Source organism: Pseudomonas sp. SA195, assembly GCF_054131565.1.
In genome coordinates this window covers 1,613,383-1,636,697 of sequence record NZ_CP096392.1, presented here as the reverse complement: position 1 = coordinate 1,636,697, position 23,315 = coordinate 1,613,383, and the positions used below count along the sequence as shown (strand labels likewise).

Below are 23,315 nucleotides of genomic sequence, written 5' to 3'. Positions count from 1 at the left end.
GGATTGAACCTGTGCCGTCGAGCGGAAACCTAACAGGCATATCTCAGCGATGGAGCAGGTCATGACACGCACCGAAACCGACAGCCTAGGCCCAGTTGAAGTACCGGAACAGGCGTACTGGGGCGCACAGACGCAGCGTTCACTCGGTAATTTCGCCATTGGCGACCAGCGCATGCCGCTCGCCGTTTGCCACGCCCTCGCCCTCATCAAGAAAGCCGCGGCGCGGGTCAACGACCGCATCGGCGACCTGCCACCGGAAATTGCCCGGCTGATCGAACAGGCCGCCGACGAAATCCTTCACGGCCAACACGACGACCAGTTCCCCCTCGTGGTCTGGCAAACCGGCAGCGGCACCCAGAGCAACATGAATGTCAACGAAGTGATCGCCGGCCGTGCCAACGAACTGGCCGGAGGCAACCGTGGCGGAAAAAGCCCGGTGCATCCCAACGACCACGTCAACCGCGCGCAGAGCTCGAACGATTGTTTCCCGACGGCGATGCACATCGCCATCGCCAAAGCGGTCCACGAGCAGCTGCTGCCCGCGATCACCGAGCTGTCCGGCGGTTTGGCCGAACAGGCTGCGCGGCACAACGGGCTGGTCAAGACCGGCCGTACACACATGATGGATGCAACACCCGTCACCTTCGGCCAGGAGTTGTCGGCCTTCGTCGCGCAGATCGACATTGCCGAGCGAGCGATCCGCCAGGCGCTGCCGGCCGTTTATGAACTGGCTCAAGGCGGAACCGCCGTCGGCACCGGCCTCAATGCACCGCATGGTTTCGCCGAGGCGATTGCTGCCGAGCTGGCCGCCCTCTCCGGCTTGCCGTTCGTCTCGGCACCGAACAAATTCGCGGCGCTTGCGGGGCACGAGCCGCTGGTGGCGCTATCCGGCGCGCTGAAGACGCTCGCCACCGCGCTGATGAAGATCGCCAATGACCTTCGCCTGCTCGGCTCCGGCCCGCGTGGCGGTTTCGCCGAGGTGCGCCTGCCGGCCAACGAGCCCGGCAGCTCCATCATGCCAGGCAAGGTCAACCCGACGCAGTGCGAAGCACTCTCGATGCTGGCGTGCCAGGTGATGGGCAACGATGTGACCATCGGCTTTGCGGCAAGCCAGGGCCACCTTCAGCTCAACGTCTTCAAACCGGTCATCGTGCACAACATGCTGGAGTCGATCCGGCTGCTGGCCGATGGCTGCCGCAACTTCAACACCCATTGCGTAGTGGGCATGGAGCCGGACGCCGGTCGCATGGCCGAACATCTGGAGCGCGGCCTGATGCTGGTCACCGCACTCAACCTGCACATCGGCTATGACAAAGCCGCCGAAATTGCCAAGAAAGCCTACGGCGAAGGCATCACGCTGCGTGAGGCCGCGCTGGGGCTGGGCTATCTCAGTGACGAGGAATTCGATCAATGGGTGCGGCCGGAAACCATGCTGGGCTCAGGCCAGCACGGCTGATCGCCTGCCCTGCGGCATGAGCTGCAGGGCAGCGCTTCACAACCGTCAGCGCACCGCTTCGAACAGACCGGACGCGCCCATGCCGCCGCCAACGCACATGGTCACCACGCCGTAACGCAGGTTGCGGCGCTGCAGTTCACGGATGAGGTGGCCAGCAGTGCGCGAACCCGTCATACCGAACGGGTGGCCGATGGAGATGGAGCCGCCGTTGACGTTGAACTTCTCGTTATCGATGTCCAGCGTGTCGCGGCAGTACAGGCACTGCGAAGCGAAGGCCTCGTTGAGTTCCCACAGATCGATGTCACCCACCTGCAGCCCGCGCGCTTTAAGCAGACGCGGCACCGAATACACCGGCCCGATACCCATTTCGTCGGGCTCGCATCCGGCCACGGTGAAGCCGCGGAAGAAGGCGCGTGGCTTAAGGCCAAGCTCGATGGCCTTGTCCAGGCTCATGACCAGCGTCATCGAGGCGCCGTCCGACAATTGCGAAGCGTTGCCAGCGGTAACCGAGCCGTCTTCGGCGAAGACTGGCTTGAGCGCCGCCAGGTTCTCGAGGGTCGTGTCCGCGCGGTTGCAGTCATCGCGGTCGACGACGCCGTCGTGCTCGGTGCGCGCACCCGTGGCCTTGTCTTCAGTGTAGTAACGGACGTTCATCGGCACGATTTCGTCCTGGAACAGCCCCTCGGCCTGGGCACGTGCAGTGCGTTGTTGGCTTTGCAGCGAATACGCATCTTGCTGATCGCGGGTGACGTTGTAGCGACGGGCGACCAGTTCGGCGGTCTGCCCCATGCTGTGGTAAAGACCGGGAACGCGCTCCTGCAGGATCGGGTTGAAGAGGTTGTCGGTGTTTTTGCTCTTGGCGGTCAGCGTGATGGACTCGACGCCACCGGCCACGATGACGTCGCTGCAACCGGAAGCGATCTGGTTCGCCGCGATGGCGATGGCCTGTAGGCCCGAGGAGCAGAAGCGGTTCAGCGTCATGCCTGCGCACTGGATGCCAAGGTTCGACAACACCGCCACGTTGCGGCCGATGTTGTAGCCCTGCGCACCTTCGTTGGAGCCGGCGCCAACGATGCAGTCTTCGACCAGCGCCGGGTCGAGGTCGTTGCGCGTCAGCAGCGCGTTGACGCAATGAGCCGCCATATCGTCGGGACGGGTCATGTTGAACTTGCCACGGAAGGACTTGGCCAGGCCGGTCCGTACGCTGTCGACGATCACTACTTCACGCATGGCATACCTCGGATAGGTGTCGGACGCCGCACCGCGGGCGATGGGCCGTCTGTTGGATTGTGACCGGAGCATAGTTCCAGCCAATCGCCCAGCGCGACGACCATTCAGCGCGGATATGGCCGGCCATGGCGGCTGATTTCAGCCGTCTTTGAGGGCCGCTTCCAGCCGGTCGTTGAGGGTCCGTAGCACCTTGACCCGGGCGAAGCGCTTGTCGTTGGCCTCTACCAGCGTCCAGGGCGCGATTTCGGTGCTGGTGCGATCGACCATGTCCGCGACGGCGTGATCGTAGTCGTCCCATTTGTCGCGGTTGCGCCAATCTTCCTCGGTGATCTTGAAGCGCTTGTGCGGCGTTTCCTCGCGGGCCTTGAAACGCTCGAGCTGCGTATCCTGGTCGATCGATAGCCAGAACTTCACCACAACGATATCGGCCTCGACGAGCTGCTCTTCGAACTCGTTGATCTCGGTGTAGGCGCGCAGCCACTCGTCCGGCGAGCAGAAGCCCTCGACCCGTTCGACGAGCACCCGGCCGTACCAGGAGCGATCAAAGATGGTGAATTCGCCACGCCCCGGGACGTTGCGCCAGAAGCGCCATAGCCAGGGCTGCGCCAGCTCATCTTCGCTGGGCGCGGCGATTTGCACGATGCGATAGAGCCGTGGATCGAGCGCACCCGTGACGCGGCGGATGGCACTGCCCTTGCCAGCCGCGTCGTGGCCCTCGAATAGCGCCAGCACGCCGCGCTTGCGCATGCGCCGGTCACGCAACAGCTGGGACAGCCGCACCTGCTCGTCGAACAGCTGCGCCTTGTAATCGTCCTTACTGAGCCGCTGCTCCATGTCGAGGCTGCCGAGCAGGCTGAGGCGATCGAGGTTAAGGTCAAGCGAGGCCGTGTGTGGCTGCGCCGGCTGCCCCCGCTCGCAGGCCTCGAGCGCCGCATGCAAACCCTCGAGCAGGATGCGGCCGGCAGTCAGGCTGCGGTAGCGCTCGTCGCTGCCCTCGATGACGTACCAGGGCGCGAAGTCGCGGCTGCTGCGCCGCAGTACCAGTTCGCCGTAGCGCACGAACTTGTCGTAGGTCTTGGACTGCTGCCAATCCAGCGGGCTGATGCGCCAGCTGTGCAGCGGGTCGTCCTTGAGCGAGTCGAGGCGCTTGAACATCTGCTTCTTCGACAGGTGAAACCAGAACTTGAAGATCAGCATGCCCTCATTGCACAGCATGCGCTCGAGCCGCTGGGCGCGATCGGTGGCCAGCTCCAGGTCGACCTTGCCGATGCGTCCGTGGACGCGATCCTGCAGCATCTTGCTGTACCAATTGCCAAAGAAGATGCCTGTCTGCCCCTTGGGCGGTAGCTTGCGCCAGTAGCGCCACGCCGGCGGATGGGACAGCTCCTCGTCAGTCGGCACGTCGAAGCTGTCGACGCGGATCAGGCGCGGGTCCATCCACTCGTTGAGCAACTTGATCGTTTCGCCCTTGCCTGCACCTTCAATGCCGTTGATCAGGATCAGCACCGGAAACCGTGCCTGCTCGCGCAGACGGTACTGAGCCTGCAGCAAGGCCTCGCGCAGCGCGGGAACCTCGGATTTGTAGGTGTCCTTGTCGATGGTGTGGCCAATTTCCGCAGACTCGAACATCGCATTCTCCCGGACGGTGGTTGCGCTAACCCTAGCAGTTGGCCAGGGCATGCTGATTTTCTACATCGTGCTGGCGATGCGACAAAGCGCGCCCGCAGGAGGTTTCCGCCGGCTGATAGAATCGCCGCCTTTCGCTTCAGGACGCGCCCGATGCCCGCTCCCTCCTCCGCCGACTTCCAGCACGCTGAACTCGAATGGGACGAGAATGGCCAGCCCCAGTCCCGCCACTATGGCGATGTCTATTTCTCTCGAGCGTCCGGCATCGAGGAGACGGACCACGTCTTCATCCAGCCGAACCGCCTGCAAGAGCGCTTCACGGCGCTGCGAGCAGGCGAACGGCTGGTGATCGGCGAGACGGGCTTTGGCACTGGCCTCAACTTTCTCTGCGCCTGGCAGCGTTTCGAACGCCTCGCACCGGTCGGCGCCACGCTGCACTTCATCAGTGTGGAAAAGCACCCACTGACCGCTGCAGACCTGCGCCGCGCGCTATCGCTATGGCCGGCGCTCGCGCCATTGGCCGAGCAGCTGCTTGACCAGTACGTCGCGATCAATCCGGGTTTTCAGCAGCTGCGATTCGGTCCAGTGGTGCTGACATTACTGGTCGGCGATGCGCTGGAAATGCTCGGGCAACTGGACGCCCAGGTCGATGCCTGGTTTCTGGACGGCTTCGCCCCAGCAAAGAACCCGGATATGTGGCAGCCGGCACTCTTCAATCAACTGGCACGCCTGAGCGCACCGGGTGCCACGCTCGCTACCTTCACCAGCGCAGGGCTGGTACGCCGCGGCTTGCAGGCGGTGGGGTTCGAGGTGGAGCGCATTCAGGGCTTTGGCCATAAGCGCGAAAGCCTTCGCGGTGCGCGGATCGATGCGCTTCCCCAGGCGGAGAAGCCCTGGTTCGCCCGGCCGGCCCGTCAACCCGGGCCGCGCAAGGCCCTGATCATCGGAGCGGGACTGGCTGGATGTGCAAGCGCGGCGAGCCTGGCGGCACGTGGCTGGGACGTCACCGTTCTGGAACGGCATGCCGATATCGCCGCCGAGGGATCCGGCAATCCGCAGGGCGTGCTCTATCTCAAACTCTCGGCGCATGGCACCCCACTGTCACGCCTAGTCGTCAGCGCCTTCGGCTACACCCGCCGATTGCTGGAGCATCTGCAGCAAGGGCGCGATTGGGACGCCTGCGGCGTGCTGCAACTGGCCTTCGATGAAAAGGAAGCGGCGCGCCAGGCCGAACTGGCCGGCGCCTTCCCACCCGGTCTACTACGCCGCATCGAACGCGACGAGGCCGAGCGGCTCGCCGGCGTGGCGCTCGGCAGCGGCGGCCTGCACTTTCCCGATGCCGGCTGGGCACACCCGCCGGCGCTGTGCCGATGGTTCGTGAAACAGCCGGGCATCACCGTGCTGCGCCATCACGAGCCGCTCGAACTGCGACGAGAAGGTGGCCATTGGCAAGCCCTCGATGACGGAAATGTGCTCGCCGAAGCGCCTGTGGTTGTGATCAGCGGCGCTGCCGACGCAGCCCGCTTCAGCCAGGCCGCCTGGCTGCCGCTCAAGCGCATCCGCGGGCAGATCACTGCTCTGCCTGCCACGGCACGCAGCGCAGGGCTGGGCACCGTGCTGTGCGCCAAAGGCTATGTCGCGCCGCCGCGCGACGGGGTCCATACATTAGGGGCGAGCTTCAATTTCGCCGACGCCCATCCCGAGCCGAGTGAGGCCGAACACCGTGCCAACCTCGCCATGCTCGACGAGATATCCGCCGAGCTGAGCGATCGGCTGGATACCAGCAACATGCCCGTCGAGGCGTTGCAAGGGCGTGTCGCCTTTCGCTGCACCAGCCCCGATTACCTGCCAATCGTAGGGCCGCTAGCCGACCCGCAACCTTTCGCCAGCCACTATGCCATCCTCGGCAAGGACGCCCGCCAGGTGCCGGACCTGCCCTGCCCCTGGCTCGACGGGCTCTTCATCAATACCGCCCACGGCTCGCGCGGCCTGATCACCGCGCCGCTGTCCGGCGAACTCTTGGCCGCCTGGGTCGACGGCGGCCCGCTGCCGCTACCGCGCGACATTGCCGAGGCGTGTCACCCCAATCGCTTCCTGCTGCGCCGAGTGATTCGCCGCGAGTGAAGACGCCTGGACGCGCACTCAACCGCAGCGAAAGGGTTCGTCCCAAAAGGGCCGGTTGATCTCGGTTTCGATGTCGGCGCGGCTGAGGCCGATGTCCTTCAGCGCATCGTCGCTGAGCGCAGCCAGCTGCCGACGCTGACGCGACAGTGCCGACCAGCGCCGCAATAGCTGGGCGACCGCCCGCGCCAGAGCCAGTGGCGAGCGAACACGCGGGGCATCGAGGCAATTGTGGACCAACGTCTGGCTTTTCATGACGGCACCTCCTGGTGGATGGCGCCAGTCTCCCGCCCGGCTTATGATCAATCCAACGAATGTTTCTGATGGCGTCCATCTTGGAGATTGATGAATGGCCCACTACCCCAGCATCGATGCAGAGTTACTGCGCAGCTTTGTCGCCATTGCCGATCACGGCGGATTCACCCGTGCCGCCGAAGCCGTCAACCGCACCCAGTCGGCGATCAGCATGCAGATGAAACGCCTCGAGGAAGACGTGCTACAGCGCCCGCTGTTCGAGCGCGAAGGCCGCCAGGTGCGGCTGACCGCCGAAGGCCAGGTCCTGCTCGGCTATGCGCGGCGCATCCTCAAGCTGCACGGTGAGGTGCTGACGACACTGCGCGAGCCGCACATGGTCGGCTCGGTGCGTATCGGCACGCCAGACGACTACGTGATGCGCTTCTTGCCGGGCATTCTGTCGCGCTTCGCGCAAGCGTACCCGTTGGTCCAGGTCGAGGTGCATTGCGAGCCGTCCTACCAGCTACTGCAACGTCGCGACCTGGACCTGACCATCGTCACCCGCGAACCGGGCACCGAGATTGGCCAACTGCTGCGCCGAGAGCGCTTCGTCTGGGCCGAGGCGCCGGGCTTCAACACGCACGAGCAGCGCCCGATGCCACTGGCGATGTTCAACACCGAATGCTTCTGCCGCGCCTGGGCCTGCAACGCGCTGGACGGCCGGGACATTGCCTACCGGGTCGCCTATACCAGCCCGAGCCTGTCGGCGCTCATGGCGATCGTCGGCGCCGGGCTGGCAGTGACGGCGCAATTCCAGAGCCTGGTGTCGTCGGACATGCGCATCCTCGGCGAAGCCGAAGGCCTGCCGGAACTGCCGCTGAGCAGTATCGTGCTGCTGCGTAGCGAGCGTAACCCGTCGAAGGTCAGCGAGGCCCTGGCCGAGCACATTGTCGAGGGTTTTCGCCTGTAACCCGCGCTCCCAGGCGATGCTCCGGGACGGTGCAGCCGGGCCGAAAAACCTGAACTCACCCGCCGCTTGCCAGTCACACCCTCATTGGCAAAACCCGGTAAGGATCCTATGTGCGGCATAGCTGGCGAACTTCGTTTCGATAATCAACCGGCCGATCTGGCCGCGGTTGAACGCATCACTCAACATCTCACTGCCCGCGGCCCTGACGCCTGCGGCTTCAACAGCCAAGGTCCGGTCGCGCTCGGCCACCGGCGGCTGAAGATCATGGACCTGTGCGAGGCATCGGGGCAGCCGATGATCGACTCGGCACTGGGCCTGTCGATGGTCTTCAACGGCGCGATCTACAACTACCCTGAACTGCGCGCCGAACTCGAAGCGCTGGGCTACAGCTTCTTCTCCGGCGGCGACACCGAGGTGCTGCTCAAAGGCTTCCACGCGTGGGGCGAGGCCCTGTTGCCGCGCCTGAACGGCATGTTCGTCTTCGCCATCTGGCAGCGCGACGTCCAGGAACTGTTCGTCGCCCGTGATCGCCTGGGCATCAAACCGCTGTATTTCTCCAAGACCAACGACCGCCTGCGCTTCGCTTCGACACTGCCCGCGCTGCTGCAGGGCGGCGACATCGCCGGGGTACTGAACCCGGTCGCGCTTAACCACTACATGAGCTTCCATGCGGTGGTGCCAGCCCCCGACACTCTCATCGCCGGCATCGAGAAGCTGCCCCCGGGCACCTTCATGCGTATCGACGCCAAGGGCAACGCCAGCCAGCACCGCTGGTGGCAGCTGGAGTTCGGCGCGCGGGCTGACGAACAAAACTACAGTTTCGAGGACTGGCAGGAACGCACCCTGAGTGCGCTACGCCAATCCGTCGCTCTGCGCCAGCGCGCCGCGGTGGATGTCGGCGTACTGCTGTCCGGCGGGGTCGATTCCAGCCTGCTGGTCGGTTTGTTGCGCGAGGCTGGCGCGGCGGACAACCTGCTGACCTTCTCCATCGGCTTTCAGGATGCCGGGGGCGAGCGCGGCGACGAGTTCAAGTATTCCGACCTGATCGCCAACCACTACCAGACACGCCACCACCAGTTGCGTATCCAGGAAAAGGAAATTCTCGAGCAGTTGCCGGCCGCGTTCCGGGCAATGAGCGAGCCGATGGTCAGCCACGACTGCATTGCGTTCTACCTGCTGTCACGGGAAGTCTCCAAACATTGCAAAGTGGTGCAGAGCGGCCAGGGCGCCGATGAACTGTTCGCCGGGTACCACTGGTATCCGCAAGTCGATGGCGCCCAGGATCCGGTGGCGGCCTACCTCCAGGCATTCCGCGACCGCAGCTACGGGGAATACACCGAGACCGTGCAGCAGCAATGGGCCAAAGGCGATTTCTCTGGCGATTTCGTGCGCCAGCATTTCGCCCAGCCTGGCGCCGAAGCCGCGGTCGACAAGGCGCTGCGCATCGACAGCACCGTGATGCTGGTCGACGATCCGGTCAAGCGTGTCGACAACATGACCATGGCCTGGGGCCTGGAAGCGCGCGTGCCCTTCCTCGACCACAACGTAGCCGAGCTCTCGGCACGCATTCCGGCCAAGTACAAGCTGCCCGACGGCGGCAAGTACGTGCTCAAGGAAGCCGCACGCAAGGTGATCCCCGCCGAGGTGATCGACCGGCCGAAGGGCTATTTCCCGGTGCCCGGTCTCAAGCACCTGCAGGGCGACACGCTCAACTGGGTGCGCGAACTCTTGACCGACCCGAGCCAGGATCGTGGCCTTTACAACCCGGCCATGCTCGACAAGCTGCTCAATGACCCTGAAGGCCAACTGACCCCGCTGCGTGGTTCCAAGCTCTGGCAGCTGGCGGCAGTCAATCTCTGGTTGACCGAACAGGGTCTATAAGAACCGATCAAGCCACCGGCCCTGCGCGCTGCGCCCGTCGGTGGCACGACTAGCTCGAAGGAAAGCACCATGCAGAAGTCTCAGGCTTACGGACAGCGCTTGTTGCGCGGGCAGACACCGACCTACGAACGCCTGCAGGCCCGGCTGGCCGAAGACGGCCAGGGCGAATCCAAGGGCCCGGTCACCTTGCATTGTGGCTGGGGCCGCATTCTCATCGGCCACACCTACAGTGACCCAGCAGACCTGGCCGCCGACCTGCTTCATGAGCAAGCCGGCGAACGTGACATCGCCCTCTATGTCGCTGCGCCGCACCAGGTGCTGGCCTACGCGCCGCAACAGCTGTTCCTCGACCCATCCGACACCTCGCGCATCTGGTTCACCGATTACCGCCCTGCCCGCCGCAGCTTCCGCGGCTTCAGTATCCGCCGGGCACAGAGCGATGCGGATTGGAAGGCGATCAACGCCCTTTACCAGTCGCGACACATGCTGCCGGTCAACCCCGAGCTGTGCACGCCACGCGAGAACGGCGGCCCGGTCTATTGGCTCGCCGAGGACGACGACTCCGGCCAGATCATTGGCAGCGTGATGGGCATCAACCACCACAAGGCCTTCAACGACCCTGAAAACGGCTCCAGCCTGTGGTGCCTCGCGGTCGCGCCAAGCTGCACCCGCCCGGGTGTTGGCGAAGCCCTGGTGCGCCACCTCATCGAGCATTACATGGGGCGCGGCCTCGCCTACCTCGACCTCTCGGTGTTGCACGACAACAAGCAGGCCAAGGCGCTGTACGCCAAGCTCGGCTTCCGCGATCTGCAAACTTTCACCGTCAAGCGCAAGAACACCTTCAATCAGCCGCTGTTCCTCGGTCCCGGCCCTGAAGCGGAGCTCAACCCCTATGCCCGCATCATTGTCGACGAGGCACGCCGCCGTGGCATTGAGATCGACATCGACGATGCCGAAGCCGGCCTCTTCACCCTGACGCAAGGCGGGCGCAAGGTCCGGTGCCGCGAATCGCTGTCCGACCTCACCTCGGCCGTGAGCATGACGCTCTGCCAGGACAAGAGCCTGACCCACCGCACCCTGGCGCGCGCAGGGCTCAAGCTCCCCGCGCAGCAGCTGGCCGGCGCGCCGGAAGACAACGCCGCGTTTCTCGATGAGCATGGCAGCGTGGTGGTCAAGCCGGTCGACGGCGAGCAGGGCCATGGCGTCTCGGTCGATCTGCGCACCGCCGCCGATGTCGAAGACGCCATCTCGCGGGCCCGCCAGTTCGACCAGCGCGTGCTGCTCGAGAGCTACCATGCAGGCCTGGATCTGCGCATCGTCGTAATCGGCTATGAGGTCGTCGCTGCCGCCATTCGCCGCCCCGCCGAAGTGGTAGGCGACGGCAGCCACAGCATTCGCGAGCTGATCGAGGCGCAAAGCCGCCGTCGCCAAGCGGCAACCGGTGGAGAAAGCCGGATTCCGCTCGACAACGAGACCCAACGCTGCATCGTCGATGCCGGTTACGACTACGACAGCGTGCTGCCACAGGGCACGCACCTTGCCGTACGGCGGACGGCGAACTTGCACACCGGCGGCACGCTGGATGACGTCACCGACCAGTTGCACCCTGACCTGACGGACGCCGCAGTGCGCGCCGCCCGTGCGTTGGACATCCCCGTGGTCGGCCTGGACCTGCTCGTCAAAGCAGCGGATCAGCCCGAGTACGTGTTCATCGAAGCGAACGAGCGCGTCGGCCTGGCCAACCACCATCCGCAACCGACCGCCGAACGCTTCATCGACCTGCTGTTCCCGCTCAGCCACAACGCCAACTAGGCCCTCCCCGCACCGCGGCGACCCCGTCGCCCGGTGTCGCCTTCTGGCGACGCGGACGCAGTTCGACTCCATTCACCGACGTGGGCGACCGTTTCATCCGTCGCCGAGGAGAGATCATGACCGCAAAGCTCCCCGAACCGGACCTGAACTACCTCCAGCGCGTGCTGCTGGAAATGCTCGCAATCCCAAGCCCTACGGGCTTCACCGATACCATCGTGCGCTACGTCGCCGAACGTTTGAAGGAGCTGGGCATCCCCTTCGAACTGACCCGCCGTGGCACCATCCGCGCGACGCTCAAGGGGCGACGCTACAGCCCGGACCGCGCCATCGCCGCGCACCTCGACACCATTGGCGCCAGCGTGCGTGAGATCCATCCCAGCGGGCGGCTGGGCCTGTCGCCGGTGGGCTGTTGGTCGAGCCGCTTTGCCGAGGGCAGCCGGGTCAGTGTCTTTACCGACAGCGGTGTGTTCCGCGGCAGCGTACTGCCCCTGCTGGCCTCTGGGCACGCCTTCAACACCGCCGTGGATGAAATGCCGATCAGTTGGGATCACGTCGAACTGAGGCTGGACGCCTATACGCAGAGCCGCGCGGACACCGTCGCCCTGGGCATCAACGTGGGCGATTTCGTCGCCTTCGACCCGATGCCGGAGTTCACCGACAGCGGCTACATCAGTGCCCGTCACCTGGACGACAAGGCGGGTGTCGCCGCGCTGTTGACCTCGCTGAAGGGTGTCGTCGAAAGCGGGCGCGAACCGCCAATCGATGTCCATCCACTGTTCACCATCACCGAGGAAACCGGCTCCGGTGCGGCCGGCGCGCTGCCCTGGGATGTCAGCGAGTTTGTCGGTATCGACATCGCACCCACCGCCAAAGGTCAGGAGTCCAGCGAACATGCGGTAACCGTGGCCATGCAGGACTCAGGCGGCCCTTACGACTTCCATCTCTCGCGCCACCTGCTCAAGCTCGCCGCCAGCAATGAGATCCCAGTGCGCCGCGACCTGTTCCGCTACTACCACAGCGACGCGCAATCGGCGATCGCCGCCGGGCATGACATCCGCACTGCCCTGCTGGCCTTTGGTTGCGACGCTACGCACGGCTACGAGCGCACTCACATCGACAGCCTGACCGCGATGACGCGCCTGATCAGCGCCTACCTGCTGAGCCCGCCGGTGTTTGCCAGCGACGCGAGCAGCGGCAAGGATTCGCTGGAGAACTTCAGCCACCAACTGGAGCATGTCACGCAGATGGAAAACGACACGCGAGTGCCCGCCGTAGACGAGATCTTCGAGCGTCAGAACGACGAAACCGGCAAGTGAGCGCCGCGTTTCATGATCCGTAGCCAACTTGACGCAATTGCCGATTGCGAGGCGGCAACGATCAAGGCAAAGTCGCAGGCATCCGAAAAACTTGTCTGCCCGCCATAGCCGGGCACAGGCGTTCCGGCTTGCCGTTCGAGGTCGCGCTGACAGCCCTCCCGATCGGCTCGCCCTGCCGCATACCCGGGTCTTTTCATGCTGCTGCGTCTTTGCCTGGCCATCATCCTGTACTGCCTGTCGGGTCCGATCTGGGCATTTTCTACCGTTCCGATCGACTCCGACGCCTTCCGCGAACCGCTGGGCCAATGGACTTACTTCCTGCGTGACCCTGGCGCCGAGCTGAATGCCGCCGAGGTGATGACGCTGCCGGAAAAGGTCTTCGAGCAGGTGTCCGGCGAGCACGCCAACAAGGGCAAGAACGATTCAGTGTGGTGGTTCCGGGTGCAGCTGGATAACCAGTTGCCGGAAACGGTCAGCGGCGTATTCGAGATCAACTACCCGTTACTCGACGACATCGAGCTGTATCTGCAGCACCCCGATGGCCGGCTGAGCCGCCAACGTTCGGGCGATGACCATCCCTTTGCCGAGCGGGCGGTCAAGGTCGCTAACTTCTGGTTTCCCGTCGAGCTCGAACCGGGCGTCTCGACACTAGTGCTGCGCGTCAAGAGCACCAGCACGCTGTTCATGCCCTTGTACTTCAGCACCCACACGGCCAACGTCGCGGCACTCGAGGACAGTGCGGGGCTCGCCGGCGCGTTCTATGGCGTGCTCTTCGCGATGTTCTGCTACAACTTCTTCCTGTTTCTCTCGCTACGCGAACCCGCCTATTTCTGGTACCTGATCTACAACCTTAACGTCGGCCTCTTCGCGCTCAGCTTCGACGGCATGCTGGTCAAGTGGCTGAGCGGTGCCGGCGGCGCGGTGGCCATGGGCATCTACGCCCTCATGCTCAGCCACTGCCTGATTTCTATCCAATTCAGCCGGCACTTCCTGCACACGCGCCAATACTTCCCCCGGCTCGATTTCACCCTGCGTGTGGCCCTGCTGCTGTCGCTTGGGGCGCTGCTATCCGGTTTCGTTCTCGACCTGCAGGTCTGGAGCATCCTCGCCAGCATCATGGTGATCGGCTCGTCGATCGGCCTGTTGTTCACCGGTGCCTTTGTGTGGAGCCGCGGCGTACGCTATGGCCTGTACTACACGCTCGCGTGGGGGGTGCTGCTGGCGACCTTCGTGATCGTGACCGCCGGCTCCTTGGGCTTCAACCTGCTCGGCTTATACGGCGCACCGGTAGTCAAGATCGGTATTGCATTCGAGTTGATCACCCTTTCGATCGGTCTGGCCGACCGGATCAATCTGCTCAAGGAAGAAGGCTTTCGCTCTCGCCAGGCCGCCGAGCGCGCCGAGAGCGAAAACCAGGCCAAGAGCCGCTTCCTCGCGAAGATGAGCCATGAAATCCGGACCCCGCTCAACGGCGTGCTGGGCATGTTGCAACTGCTGCGCGAAACCTCCCTCGATCGTCGGCAGCGCTTTTATCTGGACACGATTTCCAGCTCCAGTACCTCGCTGATGACAGTGATCAACGACATTCTCGACTACGCACGCATCGGCGCCGGCAAGCTGGTGCTCGAAGACATCGAGTTCGATCTGGAGGCGTTGATTTCCGAAACGCTGAGCTTGCTGACCGCTCAGGCGCTGGAAAAACAGCTCGGTCTGCACGTCAGCCTCGCACCCGGCGTACCACGGTACGTGCGCGGCGATCCGACCCGCCTCAAGCAAGTGCTGATGAATTTGCTGAGCAACGCGCTGAAATTCACCGAACGCGGCTGTGTGGTGCTGGACGTCTCGCCGCAAGGTCCTGACGAGTCGCGCAACTTGCTGTTTTCCATCACCGACAGCGGCATCGGCATGCGCGCCGAGGTGCTGAACCAACTGTTCGTATCCTTCAGCCAGGGCGATTCCAGCACGACACGCCGCTATGGCGGCAGTGGCCTGGGGCTGGTGATCAGCAAGGAACTGGTCGAGATGATGGGCGGCCAGATCGGCGTGCAGAGCACACCCGGCCAGGGCAGCCGCTTCAGTTTCGACATTCCGCTGCGCGAAGCGGGGGATTTCCGCGACCCGTTGACGCCGCTGCTCGAAGGGCGCACCGCCATCGTCGCCTCGCAGGATGGCGCCGCCCTGGAGGCCATGGCCAAGCTGCTCGCGCGATGGGGCATGCGCGTGGTTCGCTGTGAGGATCCGAGGCGCCTGGCTCGCCACCTGGGCGAACAGCCGAACGTTCCGCTGTTGATGATTCTGGCGCCCTGGCCGGGTACGCCCAAGGAATGGCTGTCGGCCGTCAAGGATCAGCTCCACCCTCGCCAGCCGACGATGCTGGTGACGCCGCCCCAGGTCACGCCGGTGCTGTCGGCCTCCAAGGTCAACCTGACCAGCCTGCATCAGCCGCTGCTGCTTGGCGCCTTGCGCGAAGCCCTACAGGCCCTCTATGCGCCGAATAGCCTCACGGCACCGGGCAACGGCACGCGGCCTAGCGAAGGCGCGCCGCAGCCATGCATCCTCACCGCCGAGGACAATCCTGTCAGCCAGATGGTGGTATCCAGCTTGCTGCGCAAGCGCGGCTACGACGTGCTGATCGCCGACAACGGTCGCCGCGCGGTGGAAACCTACAGCCAGAACCCGGCCGCCATCGACCTCATCCTGATGGACTGCGAAATGCCGGAAGTGGACGGTTTCGAAGCGAGCCGTCGAATTCGCCAATTCGAGTCCGAAAACGGCCTTGCTGCGGTTCCTATCGTCGCGCTGACTGCCCATGTGCTGGAGGAACATCGCCGCCTGGGCAGCGAAGCGGGCATGAATGACTTCATCGGCAAGCCATTGGACAGCGAGCAACTCTATGCCTGCCTGGACCGCTTTCTCGAAGCCAGCCCGCAAGGTTCACTCACACCCGATCTGCCCCAGCCGACCTGACAGCCGATGCTTATTCCCCACGACCAGCTCGAACCCGACACCCTCACTCGCCTGATCGAGGACTTCGTGACCCGCGACGGCACCGACAACGGTGACGAGACGCCTCTTGAGACGCGTGTCGAGCGTGTGCGCCAGGCACTTACCAAAGGCGTAGCGGTGATCGTATTCGACCCGGACAGCCAGCAGTGCCAGCTGGCGTTACGACGCGACGTGCCTCGCGAGTGGCTGCAAGACTGATCAGCCCAGCACGCCACCCTCGCGCTCCCAGGCGCAACGCATGCGCACGTCGCGCTGGCGGGGGCTATGGCTGCCACTCTCGGTTTCCCAACGAAAGGTGTGCGTGCCGTTGAGCTCGGTCTCGAGGTGGACCACGGCGCGGGTCCAGTAGAGCTCGTCGAGCAGCGCTTCGAAGCTGCGAACCCACAATGACCATTCGTATTCGACGGCGCGGTAGCTGGCGCCGAAATGAATGACCTGGGTTTGGTATAACCCCTCATCCGTGCAGAAAGAAAACATCTCGCGACCGATGAAGGGCCAGCCTTCGCCCTGCGGTAGGTTGCCCAGCGCGCGGCGGTTGACGGCACGACGCCGGCGGCACTCGTCGAGGTCGGCGGCCGGCCAGTCACGAATGCTGCCGTAGACGATCGATTCCTGCTCCACAGGCTGCTCTCCGGGCGAAAGGCCGCACATGTTCAACCAAATCGAGATGCCGTGCTAGCCTTCTCAGCCGCTCTGCAACGCGCCACACATTCACGCGGTGACCTGTGCCACAGGCGGTCAGGACACGCGGCCAGCGTCAGGTCGCGGTGCGAGGCGCAGCGCTAGCAGCGACATCACGGCTGCGAGCGATGCCAGCACAAGGAAAGGTCCCTGGTAGCTCCCGGCCAGGTCGCGCCCGATGCCGGTCAGCACTGGCGCGAAGCAGGCCAAGCAGTAGCCGGTGCACAGCATCATTGCGGTCAATCGGCTGACGGCCAGAGGTGTGGTGGCCTCATGCATCGGCAGCACCAGCGACATGGAAAAGGTGCCGTTGAGGGCCACGCCCAACAGCATACAAATCAGCAGGGGCTGGACCTGCGGCAGCAGCGCGATCACCAACAGCGCGGCCGTCGCGAGGGCGCTGCACGCCGCCATCATCAGGTGACGCTTGCCGAATCGCTGCGCCAGCCAGGGCATGAGGAAAGCGCTCGGCAGCCCGATCAGCATGAAGCCGCTGAAGAAGGCATTGCTCTGCACGGTGCTGAAGCCCGCTTCGTGGTAGCGCGCCACCAGCCAAGTCGCCAGCGCATAGAACAAACCGGCCTGTAGGGCGAAGTAGATACTCACCAGCCAGGCCCGCGGCTCTCGCCAGGGCAAGCCGGCGTTGCGCTCGGCGGCGGGTTCCGGCCGATTGGGCAAGCGCGTCCAGACCAGCAGCGCCAGGACGGCAGGAATCGCCCACAGCGCCAGGCCCAGCGTCCAGCGCTGTCCGAAAACCGCTGTCGCCGGCGCGGTCAATACGACGCCGAGCGTGCCACCGACCGCCATGCTCAACGAATAGAACGCTGCCGTCCGGCCCACCCGATCGAGGAAATAGCGTTTGATGAAGCCGGAAATCAGCGGACCGGCCACCGCAATACCGGCCCCGACCATGGCTGCGGTGACGATCAGCAGCCAGGCGCTATCACCTACCAGCCGCAAAATCAGCGCCAGCCCAATCAAGGCCAGGCACAAACGAATGGTCTGCTCCAAACCGAAACGAACCGCCAGACGTGGCGCCAGCGGGGCCAGCAATCCCATCAGTAGGACGGGCAGCGCGGTGGTCAGGCTGATCAGCCCTCGGCTGAGGTGAAGATCGGCGGCGATACGCTCGATCAGCGGCGCGAACGAGGTGATACCAGGGCGCAAGTTGATGGCGGCGAGCACCAGGGCCAGCATGAGCAGCCAGCGGGCAGGATTGGTCACGATCGGGAACCGGCAGCGAAACGGGACTGCACCCTACTCCCGCCGCGCCGGCTCCGGCAAGTTTTTCGGACCTTTCAGTCAGGTTTTACTTTTGTTGCGCTTCTTTTCTGCCAGCGCAGCCATCTCGTCGTAAATCGCCTGAGGATTCTGCTGCTTGATCGTCCAAGCCATACGCCCTTCGTCGTGGGGCAGAATCATGAACACGCCCTCGGCAACCTGGCGATGGATGTAATCGGCGATGTCCGCCGCGGTAATGGGCGACGCTTCGAGCAGCTTGGCGATCTGCGCCTTCATGTTCGGCGTAGGGCCCCGGTAGGAGTCCATCAGGTTGGTTTGGAAGAACGACGGGCAGACCACATGAACCCCAATTTCCTGCTGTCGCAGTTCGACCAGCAGGCTCTCCGACAGGGCCACCACACCGGCCTTGGCCACGTTGTAATTGCTCATGCCGGGTGCCTGCATCAAGGCAGCCATCGAGGCGATGTTGATGATCCGCCCCCTGCTCTGCTGCAGCAATGGCAGGAAGGCCTTGCAACCCTTGACGACGCCCATCAGGTTGATCGCTATTTGCCAGTCCCAGTCTTCGAGCGACAGTTCTTCGAAGAAGCCACCCGAAGCCACACCGGCATTATTTACCACTACGTCAATACCGCCGAGCTTGCTTTCGCAGGCTTGGGCCAGCGCCGTGAGCTGGCTGTAGTCACGTACATCACACCGCTGGGTGAAGCCGTCGCCGCCGACATCGCGCACCCGCTTCAGCGTTTCGGCCAGGCCGTCCTCGTTGACGTCCGAAAGCGCCAATTGCCAGCCCTCACGCGCCCAGCGCAAGGCAATTTCACGCCCGAGGCCGGAACCGGCCCCCGTGACCATCATGCGGTTCTGCATCGTTTGTAACCTTTTGTTCGTTGGGTTGCGGCGAGTCTAGCGAAAGCCACAGCCACAACCGGCCTCTATCGAAATGCTGAATGACCGCCCTGCTCCAGGCCCGATCTGGCAGCCGTGGCAAACAAAAAAGGCAGCCCGAAGGCTGCCTTTCGTACCGCTGTGCGTTCGGTCAGTGGGCGACCGCGCCAGTAGCGCCCAAGCCCGTTTGCGAACGGATGAACTGTGGGAAGAAGCGTGCGCGCTCTTCCGCTGCCGTCTTCGACTTGTCAGTGACCGAGAAGAACCACAGGCCGGCGAACGAGGCGATCATGGCGAACAGCGCCGGGTACTTGTACGGGAAGATCGCCTGTTCGAAGTGCAGCACGTCGACCCACACAGTCGGGCTGAGGATGGTCAGCAGAAGCGCCGTGGCCAGGCCCATCGAGCCGCCGATCAGCGCGCCGCGGGTGGTCAGGTTCTTCCAGTACATCGAAAGGAACAGGATCGGGAAGTTGCAGCTGGCCGCGACCGAGAAGGCCAGGCCCACCATGAAGGCGATGTTCTGGTTCTCGAAGGCGACGCCGAGCAGGATGGCCAACACGCCGAGCGCTAACGTGGTGCGCTTGGTGACCTTCATCTCGTCCTCTTCCTTGGCCTTGCCCTTCTTGATCACGCAGGCGTAAAGGTCGTGAGCCACGGCCGAGGCGCCGGCCAGTGCCAGACCCGATACCACCGCCAGGATGGTGGCGAAGGCAACCGCGGAGATGAAGCCGAGGAACAGGTTGCCGCCCACCGCTGTGGCCAGGTGAATCGCGACCATGTTGGTGCCGCCGATGATGGCGCCAGAAGCGTCCTTGAAGCTCGGATTGGTGCTGACCAGCAGGATCGCGCCGAAGCCGATGATGAACGTCAGGACGTAGAAGTAGCCGATGAAGCCAGTGGCGTAGAACACGCTCTTGCGCGCTTCCTTGGCGTCAGCGACGGTGAAGAAGCGCATCAGGATATGTGGCAGACCCGCCGTACCGAACATCAGCGCCAGGCCGAGGGAAATCGCGGAAATCGGGTCGGACACCAAACCGCCCGGGCTCATGATGGCCTGGTGGTTCGGATGCAGCGCAACGGCCTCGGAGAACAGGCGACCGAAGTCGAATCCGACGTGATACATAACCATGATCGCCATGAAGCTTGCGCCGGAGAGCAGCAGAACCGCCTTGATAATCTGCACCCAGGTGGTGGCGAGCATGCCGCCGAACATCACGTACATCACCATCAGTACGCCGACCATGACCACCGCGACCAGGTAATCCAGGCCGAACAGCAGTTGGATCAGCTTGCCGGCGCCGACCATTTGCGCGATCAGGTAAAAGGCCACGACGATCAGCGAACCGAATGCCGAGAGGATGCGGATTTGCGTCTGGCCCAGGCGGTAGGAGGCGACGTCCGAGAAGGTGAATTTGCCCAGGTTACGCAGGCGCTCGGCCATCAGAAACAGAATGATCGGCCAGCCGACGAGAAAGCCGATCGAGTAGATCAGGCCGTCATAGCCGCTGGTAAAAACCAGCGCGGAAATGCCGAGGAAGGACGCCGCCGACATGAAGTCACCGGCGATGGCCAGGCCGTTCTGGAAACCGGTAATGCTGCCGCCAGCAGTGTAGTAATCGGAGGTGGAGGTGTTACGTTTGGCCGCCCACTTGGTGATGCCCATCGTGAAGACGATGAACACCACGAACATGGAGATCGCGGTCCAGTTGGTGGCCTGTTTCTGAACATCGCCGGTCAGGGCATCGGCGAACAGCGCCGGGGCAGCCGTCATCAGGACGGCCGCGGTCAGCAAGCGTGCAAGCATGTTATTTCTGCGCCTCTTGGAGGATGTCCTGGGTGATGCGGTCGAACTCGCCATTGGCGCGCCGGACGTACACGCCGGTTAGCACGAAAGACAGGAAGATCAACCCGAGGCCGGCCGGAATGCCCCAAGTGGTCACGGCGCCCGTCGTCAACGGCGTGCCGAGCACGGCGGGATCGAATGCGATGATCAGGATGAATGCGAAGTAAGCCGCCAGCATGATGGTCGCTAGCAACCAGGCAAAGCGGCCTCGCTTGGCGACCAGATCCTGGAAGCGCGGGTCGGCGTCGATCTGCCGGTACAGGTTTTCATTGTTCATTGGATTGTCTCCACACGATCACTGCCCACACATGCGGACAGGGCGGCTACTTTAGTGCCGCCGAGGTCGAACGCCACTCGACCATGGTCTGGTACTCAATCGCATCAAAGTACCGGACTAGAGCCGCTGCAGCGTCAATTCGCCGCACCTCGGCAGACCATAGATGCCTGCTATGCGCACCATGCAAGACGGCCATTTCACAGCCTCGCTCCGCATGACCAAACTCCATTCGCAACGGAGAACAATTCCTGTTCGTTTCAGCGGAGCCCAACATGATCAAGACCGTCACCTTCACCCTGATGCATTTCTGCATCGCCTTTTCGGTGACTTATGCCCTGACCGGTAGCGTGGCCGCCGGTGGCTTGGTCGCTGCGATCGAGCCGCTGTGCAACTCGGTCGGGTTCTACTTTCACGAAAAGATCTGGCAGCGCCTCGACAGGCGGCACACACCGAAGAAGGACATCCCACCTCATGCCTGGCTGCACCACCAGGCCTGACCGTCGCCGGCCCGCAAGGGCCGCTGTCGAACCGCCCGCCGCTCGGCTAAGATGCGCGCCCCGCCCCCTTGCAGATCGCTGTAATGACGTCGCGCTCGCGCCCTTTCCTGCTGCCCTACGCATTTGCCTGCCTGTTCGCCCTGACCGCCATGATCGCCTTCTGGTACGGCCTTGGCCGCCCGATCGCGATCGCCGATGCCAGCGCGCCGGGCGAAAAGCTGCAGTGCGCCTCGTATAGCCCCTTCGACAAGGACCAGTCGCCATTCGACCAGCCGTTCCAGCTGCGCCCCGAACGCATCGATGCGGATCTGGCGCTATTGGCCAAACGCTTCGACTGCGTGCGGACCTATTCGATGACTGGCCTGGAAGACGTGCCTGCACTGGCACGCAAGCACGGCCTTAGGCTGTTGATGGGCGCATGGGTTAGCGCGGATCCGGTCCAGACGGGTGCGGAGATCGATGCGCTGATCCGCAGCGCCAACGCCAACCGGGACGTAGTCGACGCCGTGATCGTCGGCAACGAGGTGTTGCTACGCAAGGAAGCCACAGCCGCGCAACTGGTCGCGCTGATCGAGCGGGTGCGCGCCGGTGTCGAGGTCCCGGTGACCTATGCCGACGTCTGGGAGTTCTGGCTGCGACATCCGGAAGTCGCCCCGGCGGTAGACTTCCTGACCATCCACCTGCTGCCCTATTGGGAAGACGAGCCCGCTGGAATCGAGCACGCGCTACGCGAAGTCGCCGAGGTACGCCAGGTGTTCGGCAACAGTTACGCGCCGAAGGACATCCTGATCGGTGAAACCGGCTGGCCCAGCGAAGGGCGTCAGCGGGAGACCGCGGTACCCAGCCGAGAGAACCAGGCCCGCTTCATCCGCGAGTTCGTGCAACTGGCCGAAGCGAACGGTTGGCGATACAACCTGATCGAAGCCTTCGACCAGCCCTGGAAGCGCGCCAGCGAAGGTGCGGTGGGCGGCTACTGGGGCTTGTTCGATGCCGATCGGCAAGACAAAGGCATTCTCACAGGCCCCGTGTCGAACCTGCCGACTTGGCCACGCTGGCTGGCGATCAGCACGGTTGCCTGGCTGGTTACGCTAGTTGTAGCTGGCCAGCCGACACGACGCCGCTCAGCCATCGTCCTCCCGCTTGCGACAGCCGCCGGCGCTGCCTGCATGGGGCTTTGGCTGGAACTTGGCGTGGTAACCAGCCGCTACCTGGGCGAGTGGTTCTGGACGGGTGCCCTGCTGATGCTCAACGCTGTCGCGCTGGCGCATGTGGCGCTGATGCTCGGCAACGACACGCTGTGGCGCCGCCGTGCATGCGCTTGGCTGGACCGCCACGCCGGCCTCGTTCTCCTGGCCACCGGCTTTGCTGGCGCGGTCATGGCCCTGGCGCTGGTGTTCGATGCGCGTTACCGAAGCTTTCCAAGCGCTGCGCTGTTCTATCCGGCGTTGGTCTACTTGGCCCGCCCAACGATCGCGCCCCGCAGGGAGACCACCCTTCTGGCCGCCCTGATTGCCGCCTGTATTGCGCCGCAGCTCTATCAGGAAGGATTGGAAAACGAGCAGGCGATAGGCTGGGCGCTGGTTTGCGTACTCGTGACCTTGGCGCTGTGGCGAAGCCTGCACCAGTCAAACCGGCAAATCGCTATCGCTGCGACCGATTCACGCAACCAGACGGCCTAGCCGTGGTCAATGCTTAGCGCAGCACGTGGCGCCCGGACCAACCGAAGCGCCGCGATGACCACCGCGAACACGGCCAGGCTGGCGCTGTAGAGGACCAACGCAGGCACCGCCAGCAGCAATCCCAACGCGGCCAACCACCAGCCGGTGCGCCGTGGCAGGAAAAACGCCAGCACAGCAAGCGAAAGCGCCGACCAGGCCAGCACCCGCATGTGGATGAGCCAGCCGAGCCCGGCCCGTACCTGGCACGCCCAGTGCGCTGCGGACTCGGCACAGAGCCCAACCCAGCGAGGGTCTTCCATCAGCGCGAAACGAACTTCGTAGCTGGCAGCAATGCAGGCCACCAGCAGCAGGACCAGCATCAGCGAAGGGGACAGGCGCAACGTGAAGGCTCCAGGAGTCAGGCGGCGCTCAGCATAATCGAGCCCGGCGCCGTTGCAAGCGACAAACGCGCTGCAACCAGCGCGCGGTCGAACACAAGGGAAACTGAGGACGACGACGATAGAGCCTATACCCAGACGTGCCCATCCGGCCGCGCCGGATACCCCACCCGCCACCC

General features: G+C 64.0%; 19 protein-coding genes. 10 read left to right on the top strand and 9 right to left on the bottom strand.

Going from position 1 to position 23,315, the window contains the following annotated elements; genetic code table 11:
- Positions 1-61: 61 nt before the first annotated feature.
- Positions 62-1,456 (top strand): class II fumarate hydratase, encoded by a 1,395-nt coding sequence (locus M1D78_RS07630; RefSeq protein ID WP_437419823.1) that lies wholly within the window; start codon positions 62-64, stop codon positions 1,454-1,456.
- 45 nt (positions 1,457-1,501) lie between these two features.
- Here the strand turns inward: M1D78_RS07630 and M1D78_RS07625 are convergent, their stop codons facing one another.
- Together M1D78_RS07625 and pap are read right to left on the bottom strand one after the other, a co-directional pair.
- Entirely contained in the window at positions 1,502-2,686 is a 1,185-nt protein-coding gene (locus M1D78_RS07625) for a thiolase family protein (protein WP_437419824.1), read from the bottom strand.
- Positions 2,687-2,824: 138 nt separating this feature from the next.
- A complete protein-coding gene (pap, locus tag M1D78_RS07620; protein WP_437419825.1) occupies positions 2,825-4,315 on the bottom strand; it encodes a polyphosphate:AMP phosphotransferase in 1,491 nt (496 codons plus the stop codon).
- Between the two features lie 150 nt (positions 4,316-4,465).
- On the opposite strand from pap, the gene mnmC reads away from it, so the two are divergent.
- Positions 4,466-6,436: a bifunctional tRNA (5-methylaminomethyl-2-thiouridine)(34)-methyltransferase MnmD/FAD-dependent 5-carboxymethylaminomethyl-2-thiouridine(34) oxidoreductase MnmC gene (mnmC, locus tag M1D78_RS07615; RefSeq protein ID WP_437419826.1), complete on the top strand. Its 1,971-nt coding sequence runs from the start codon at positions 4,466-4,468 to the stop codon at positions 6,434-6,436.
- 18 nt (positions 6,437-6,454) lie between these two features.
- On the opposite strand, the gene M1D78_RS07610 is transcribed toward mnmC, so the two are convergent.
- Positions 6,455-6,688, bottom strand: coding sequence for a DUF1127 domain-containing protein (locus M1D78_RS07610; RefSeq protein WP_437419827.1), 234 nt, complete (start codon positions 6,686-6,688; stop codon positions 6,455-6,457).
- Between the two features lie 94 nt (positions 6,689-6,782).
- Here M1D78_RS07610 and M1D78_RS07605 point away from each other — a divergent pair, with 94 nt between their 5' ends.
- From M1D78_RS07605 to M1D78_RS07580, 6 genes are all read left to right on the top strand, one after another.
- Complete coding sequence (locus M1D78_RS07605; protein WP_437419828.1) at positions 6,783-7,637, top strand: LysR substrate-binding domain-containing protein; 855 nt, start codon at positions 6,783-6,785, stop codon at positions 7,635-7,637.
- A gap of 108 nt (positions 7,638-7,745) precedes the next feature.
- On the top strand, positions 7,746-9,518 hold the full coding sequence (locus M1D78_RS07600) for an N-acetylglutaminylglutamine amidotransferase (RefSeq protein ID WP_437419829.1): 1,773 nt from the start codon (positions 7,746-7,748) through the stop codon (positions 9,516-9,518).
- A 69-nt stretch (positions 9,519-9,587) separates the two neighbouring features.
- Positions 9,588-11,330 (top strand): N-acetylglutaminylglutamine synthetase, encoded by a 1,743-nt coding sequence (gene ngg, locus M1D78_RS07595; RefSeq protein ID WP_437419830.1) that lies wholly within the window; start codon positions 9,588-9,590, stop codon positions 11,328-11,330.
- Between the two features lie 116 nt (positions 11,331-11,446).
- Complete coding sequence (locus M1D78_RS07590; protein ID WP_437419831.1) at positions 11,447-12,646, top strand: osmoprotectant NAGGN system M42 family peptidase; 1,200 nt, start codon at positions 11,447-11,449, stop codon at positions 12,644-12,646.
- A gap of 195 nt (positions 12,647-12,841) precedes the next feature.
- Entirely contained in the window at positions 12,842-15,613 is a 2,772-nt protein-coding gene (locus M1D78_RS07585) for a hybrid sensor histidine kinase/response regulator (RefSeq protein ID WP_437419832.1), read from the top strand.
- A 6-nt stretch (positions 15,614-15,619) separates the two neighbouring features.
- The gene (locus M1D78_RS07580) at positions 15,620-15,850 is read left to right on the top strand and encodes a YheU family protein (protein WP_437419833.1); all 231 of its coding nucleotides are present in this window, start codon (positions 15,620-15,622) and stop codon (positions 15,848-15,850) included.
- Here the strand turns inward: M1D78_RS07580 and M1D78_RS07575 are convergent, their stop codons facing one another.
- The 5 genes from M1D78_RS07575 to M1D78_RS07555 all read right to left on the bottom strand — a co-directional run bounded on the left by M1D78_RS07575 (position 15,851) and on the right by M1D78_RS07555 (position 20,583).
- Positions 15,851-16,273: a hypothetical protein gene (locus M1D78_RS07575; protein WP_437419834.1), complete on the bottom strand. Its 423-nt coding sequence runs from the start codon at positions 16,271-16,273 to the stop codon at positions 15,851-15,853. It abuts the gene before it with no gap.
- A 117-nt stretch (positions 16,274-16,390) separates the two neighbouring features.
- The gene (locus tag M1D78_RS07570) at positions 16,391-17,530 is read right to left on the bottom strand and encodes an MFS transporter (RefSeq protein ID WP_437420369.1); all 1,140 of its coding nucleotides are present in this window, start codon (positions 17,528-17,530) and stop codon (positions 16,391-16,393) included.
- 105 nt (positions 17,531-17,635) lie between these two features.
- Positions 17,636-18,442 (bottom strand): SDR family oxidoreductase, encoded by an 807-nt coding sequence (locus M1D78_RS07565; RefSeq protein WP_437419835.1) that lies wholly within the window; start codon positions 18,440-18,442, stop codon positions 17,636-17,638.
- Between the two features lie 169 nt (positions 18,443-18,611).
- Complete coding sequence (locus tag M1D78_RS07560; RefSeq protein WP_437419836.1) at positions 18,612-20,267, bottom strand: cation acetate symporter; 1,656 nt, start codon at positions 20,265-20,267, stop codon at positions 18,612-18,614.
- A gap of 1 nt (position 20,268) precedes the next feature.
- Positions 20,269-20,583, bottom strand: coding sequence for a DUF485 domain-containing protein (locus M1D78_RS07555; protein WP_437419837.1), 315 nt, complete (start codon positions 20,581-20,583; stop codon positions 20,269-20,271).
- Between the two features lie 272 nt (positions 20,584-20,855).
- Here M1D78_RS07555 and M1D78_RS07550 point away from each other — a divergent pair, with 272 nt between their 5' ends.
- Together M1D78_RS07550 and M1D78_RS07545 are read left to right on the top strand one after the other, a co-directional pair.
- A complete protein-coding gene (locus tag M1D78_RS07550; RefSeq protein ID WP_437419838.1) occupies positions 20,856-21,080 on the top strand; it encodes a DUF2061 domain-containing protein in 225 nt (74 codons plus the stop codon).
- Positions 21,081-21,163: 83 nt separating this feature from the next.
- Positions 21,164-22,759: a glycoside hydrolase family 17 protein gene (locus M1D78_RS07545; protein WP_437419839.1), complete on the top strand. Its 1,596-nt coding sequence runs from the start codon at positions 21,164-21,166 to the stop codon at positions 22,757-22,759.
- Here M1D78_RS07545 and M1D78_RS07540 read toward each other — a convergent pair.
- On the bottom strand, positions 22,756-23,118 hold the full coding sequence (locus M1D78_RS07540; RefSeq protein ID WP_437420370.1) for a hypothetical protein: 363 nt from the start codon (positions 23,116-23,118) through the stop codon (positions 22,756-22,758). The two genes, M1D78_RS07545 and M1D78_RS07540, sit on opposite strands and share 4 nt — an antisense overlap.
- Positions 23,119-23,315: the final 197 nt, after the last annotated feature.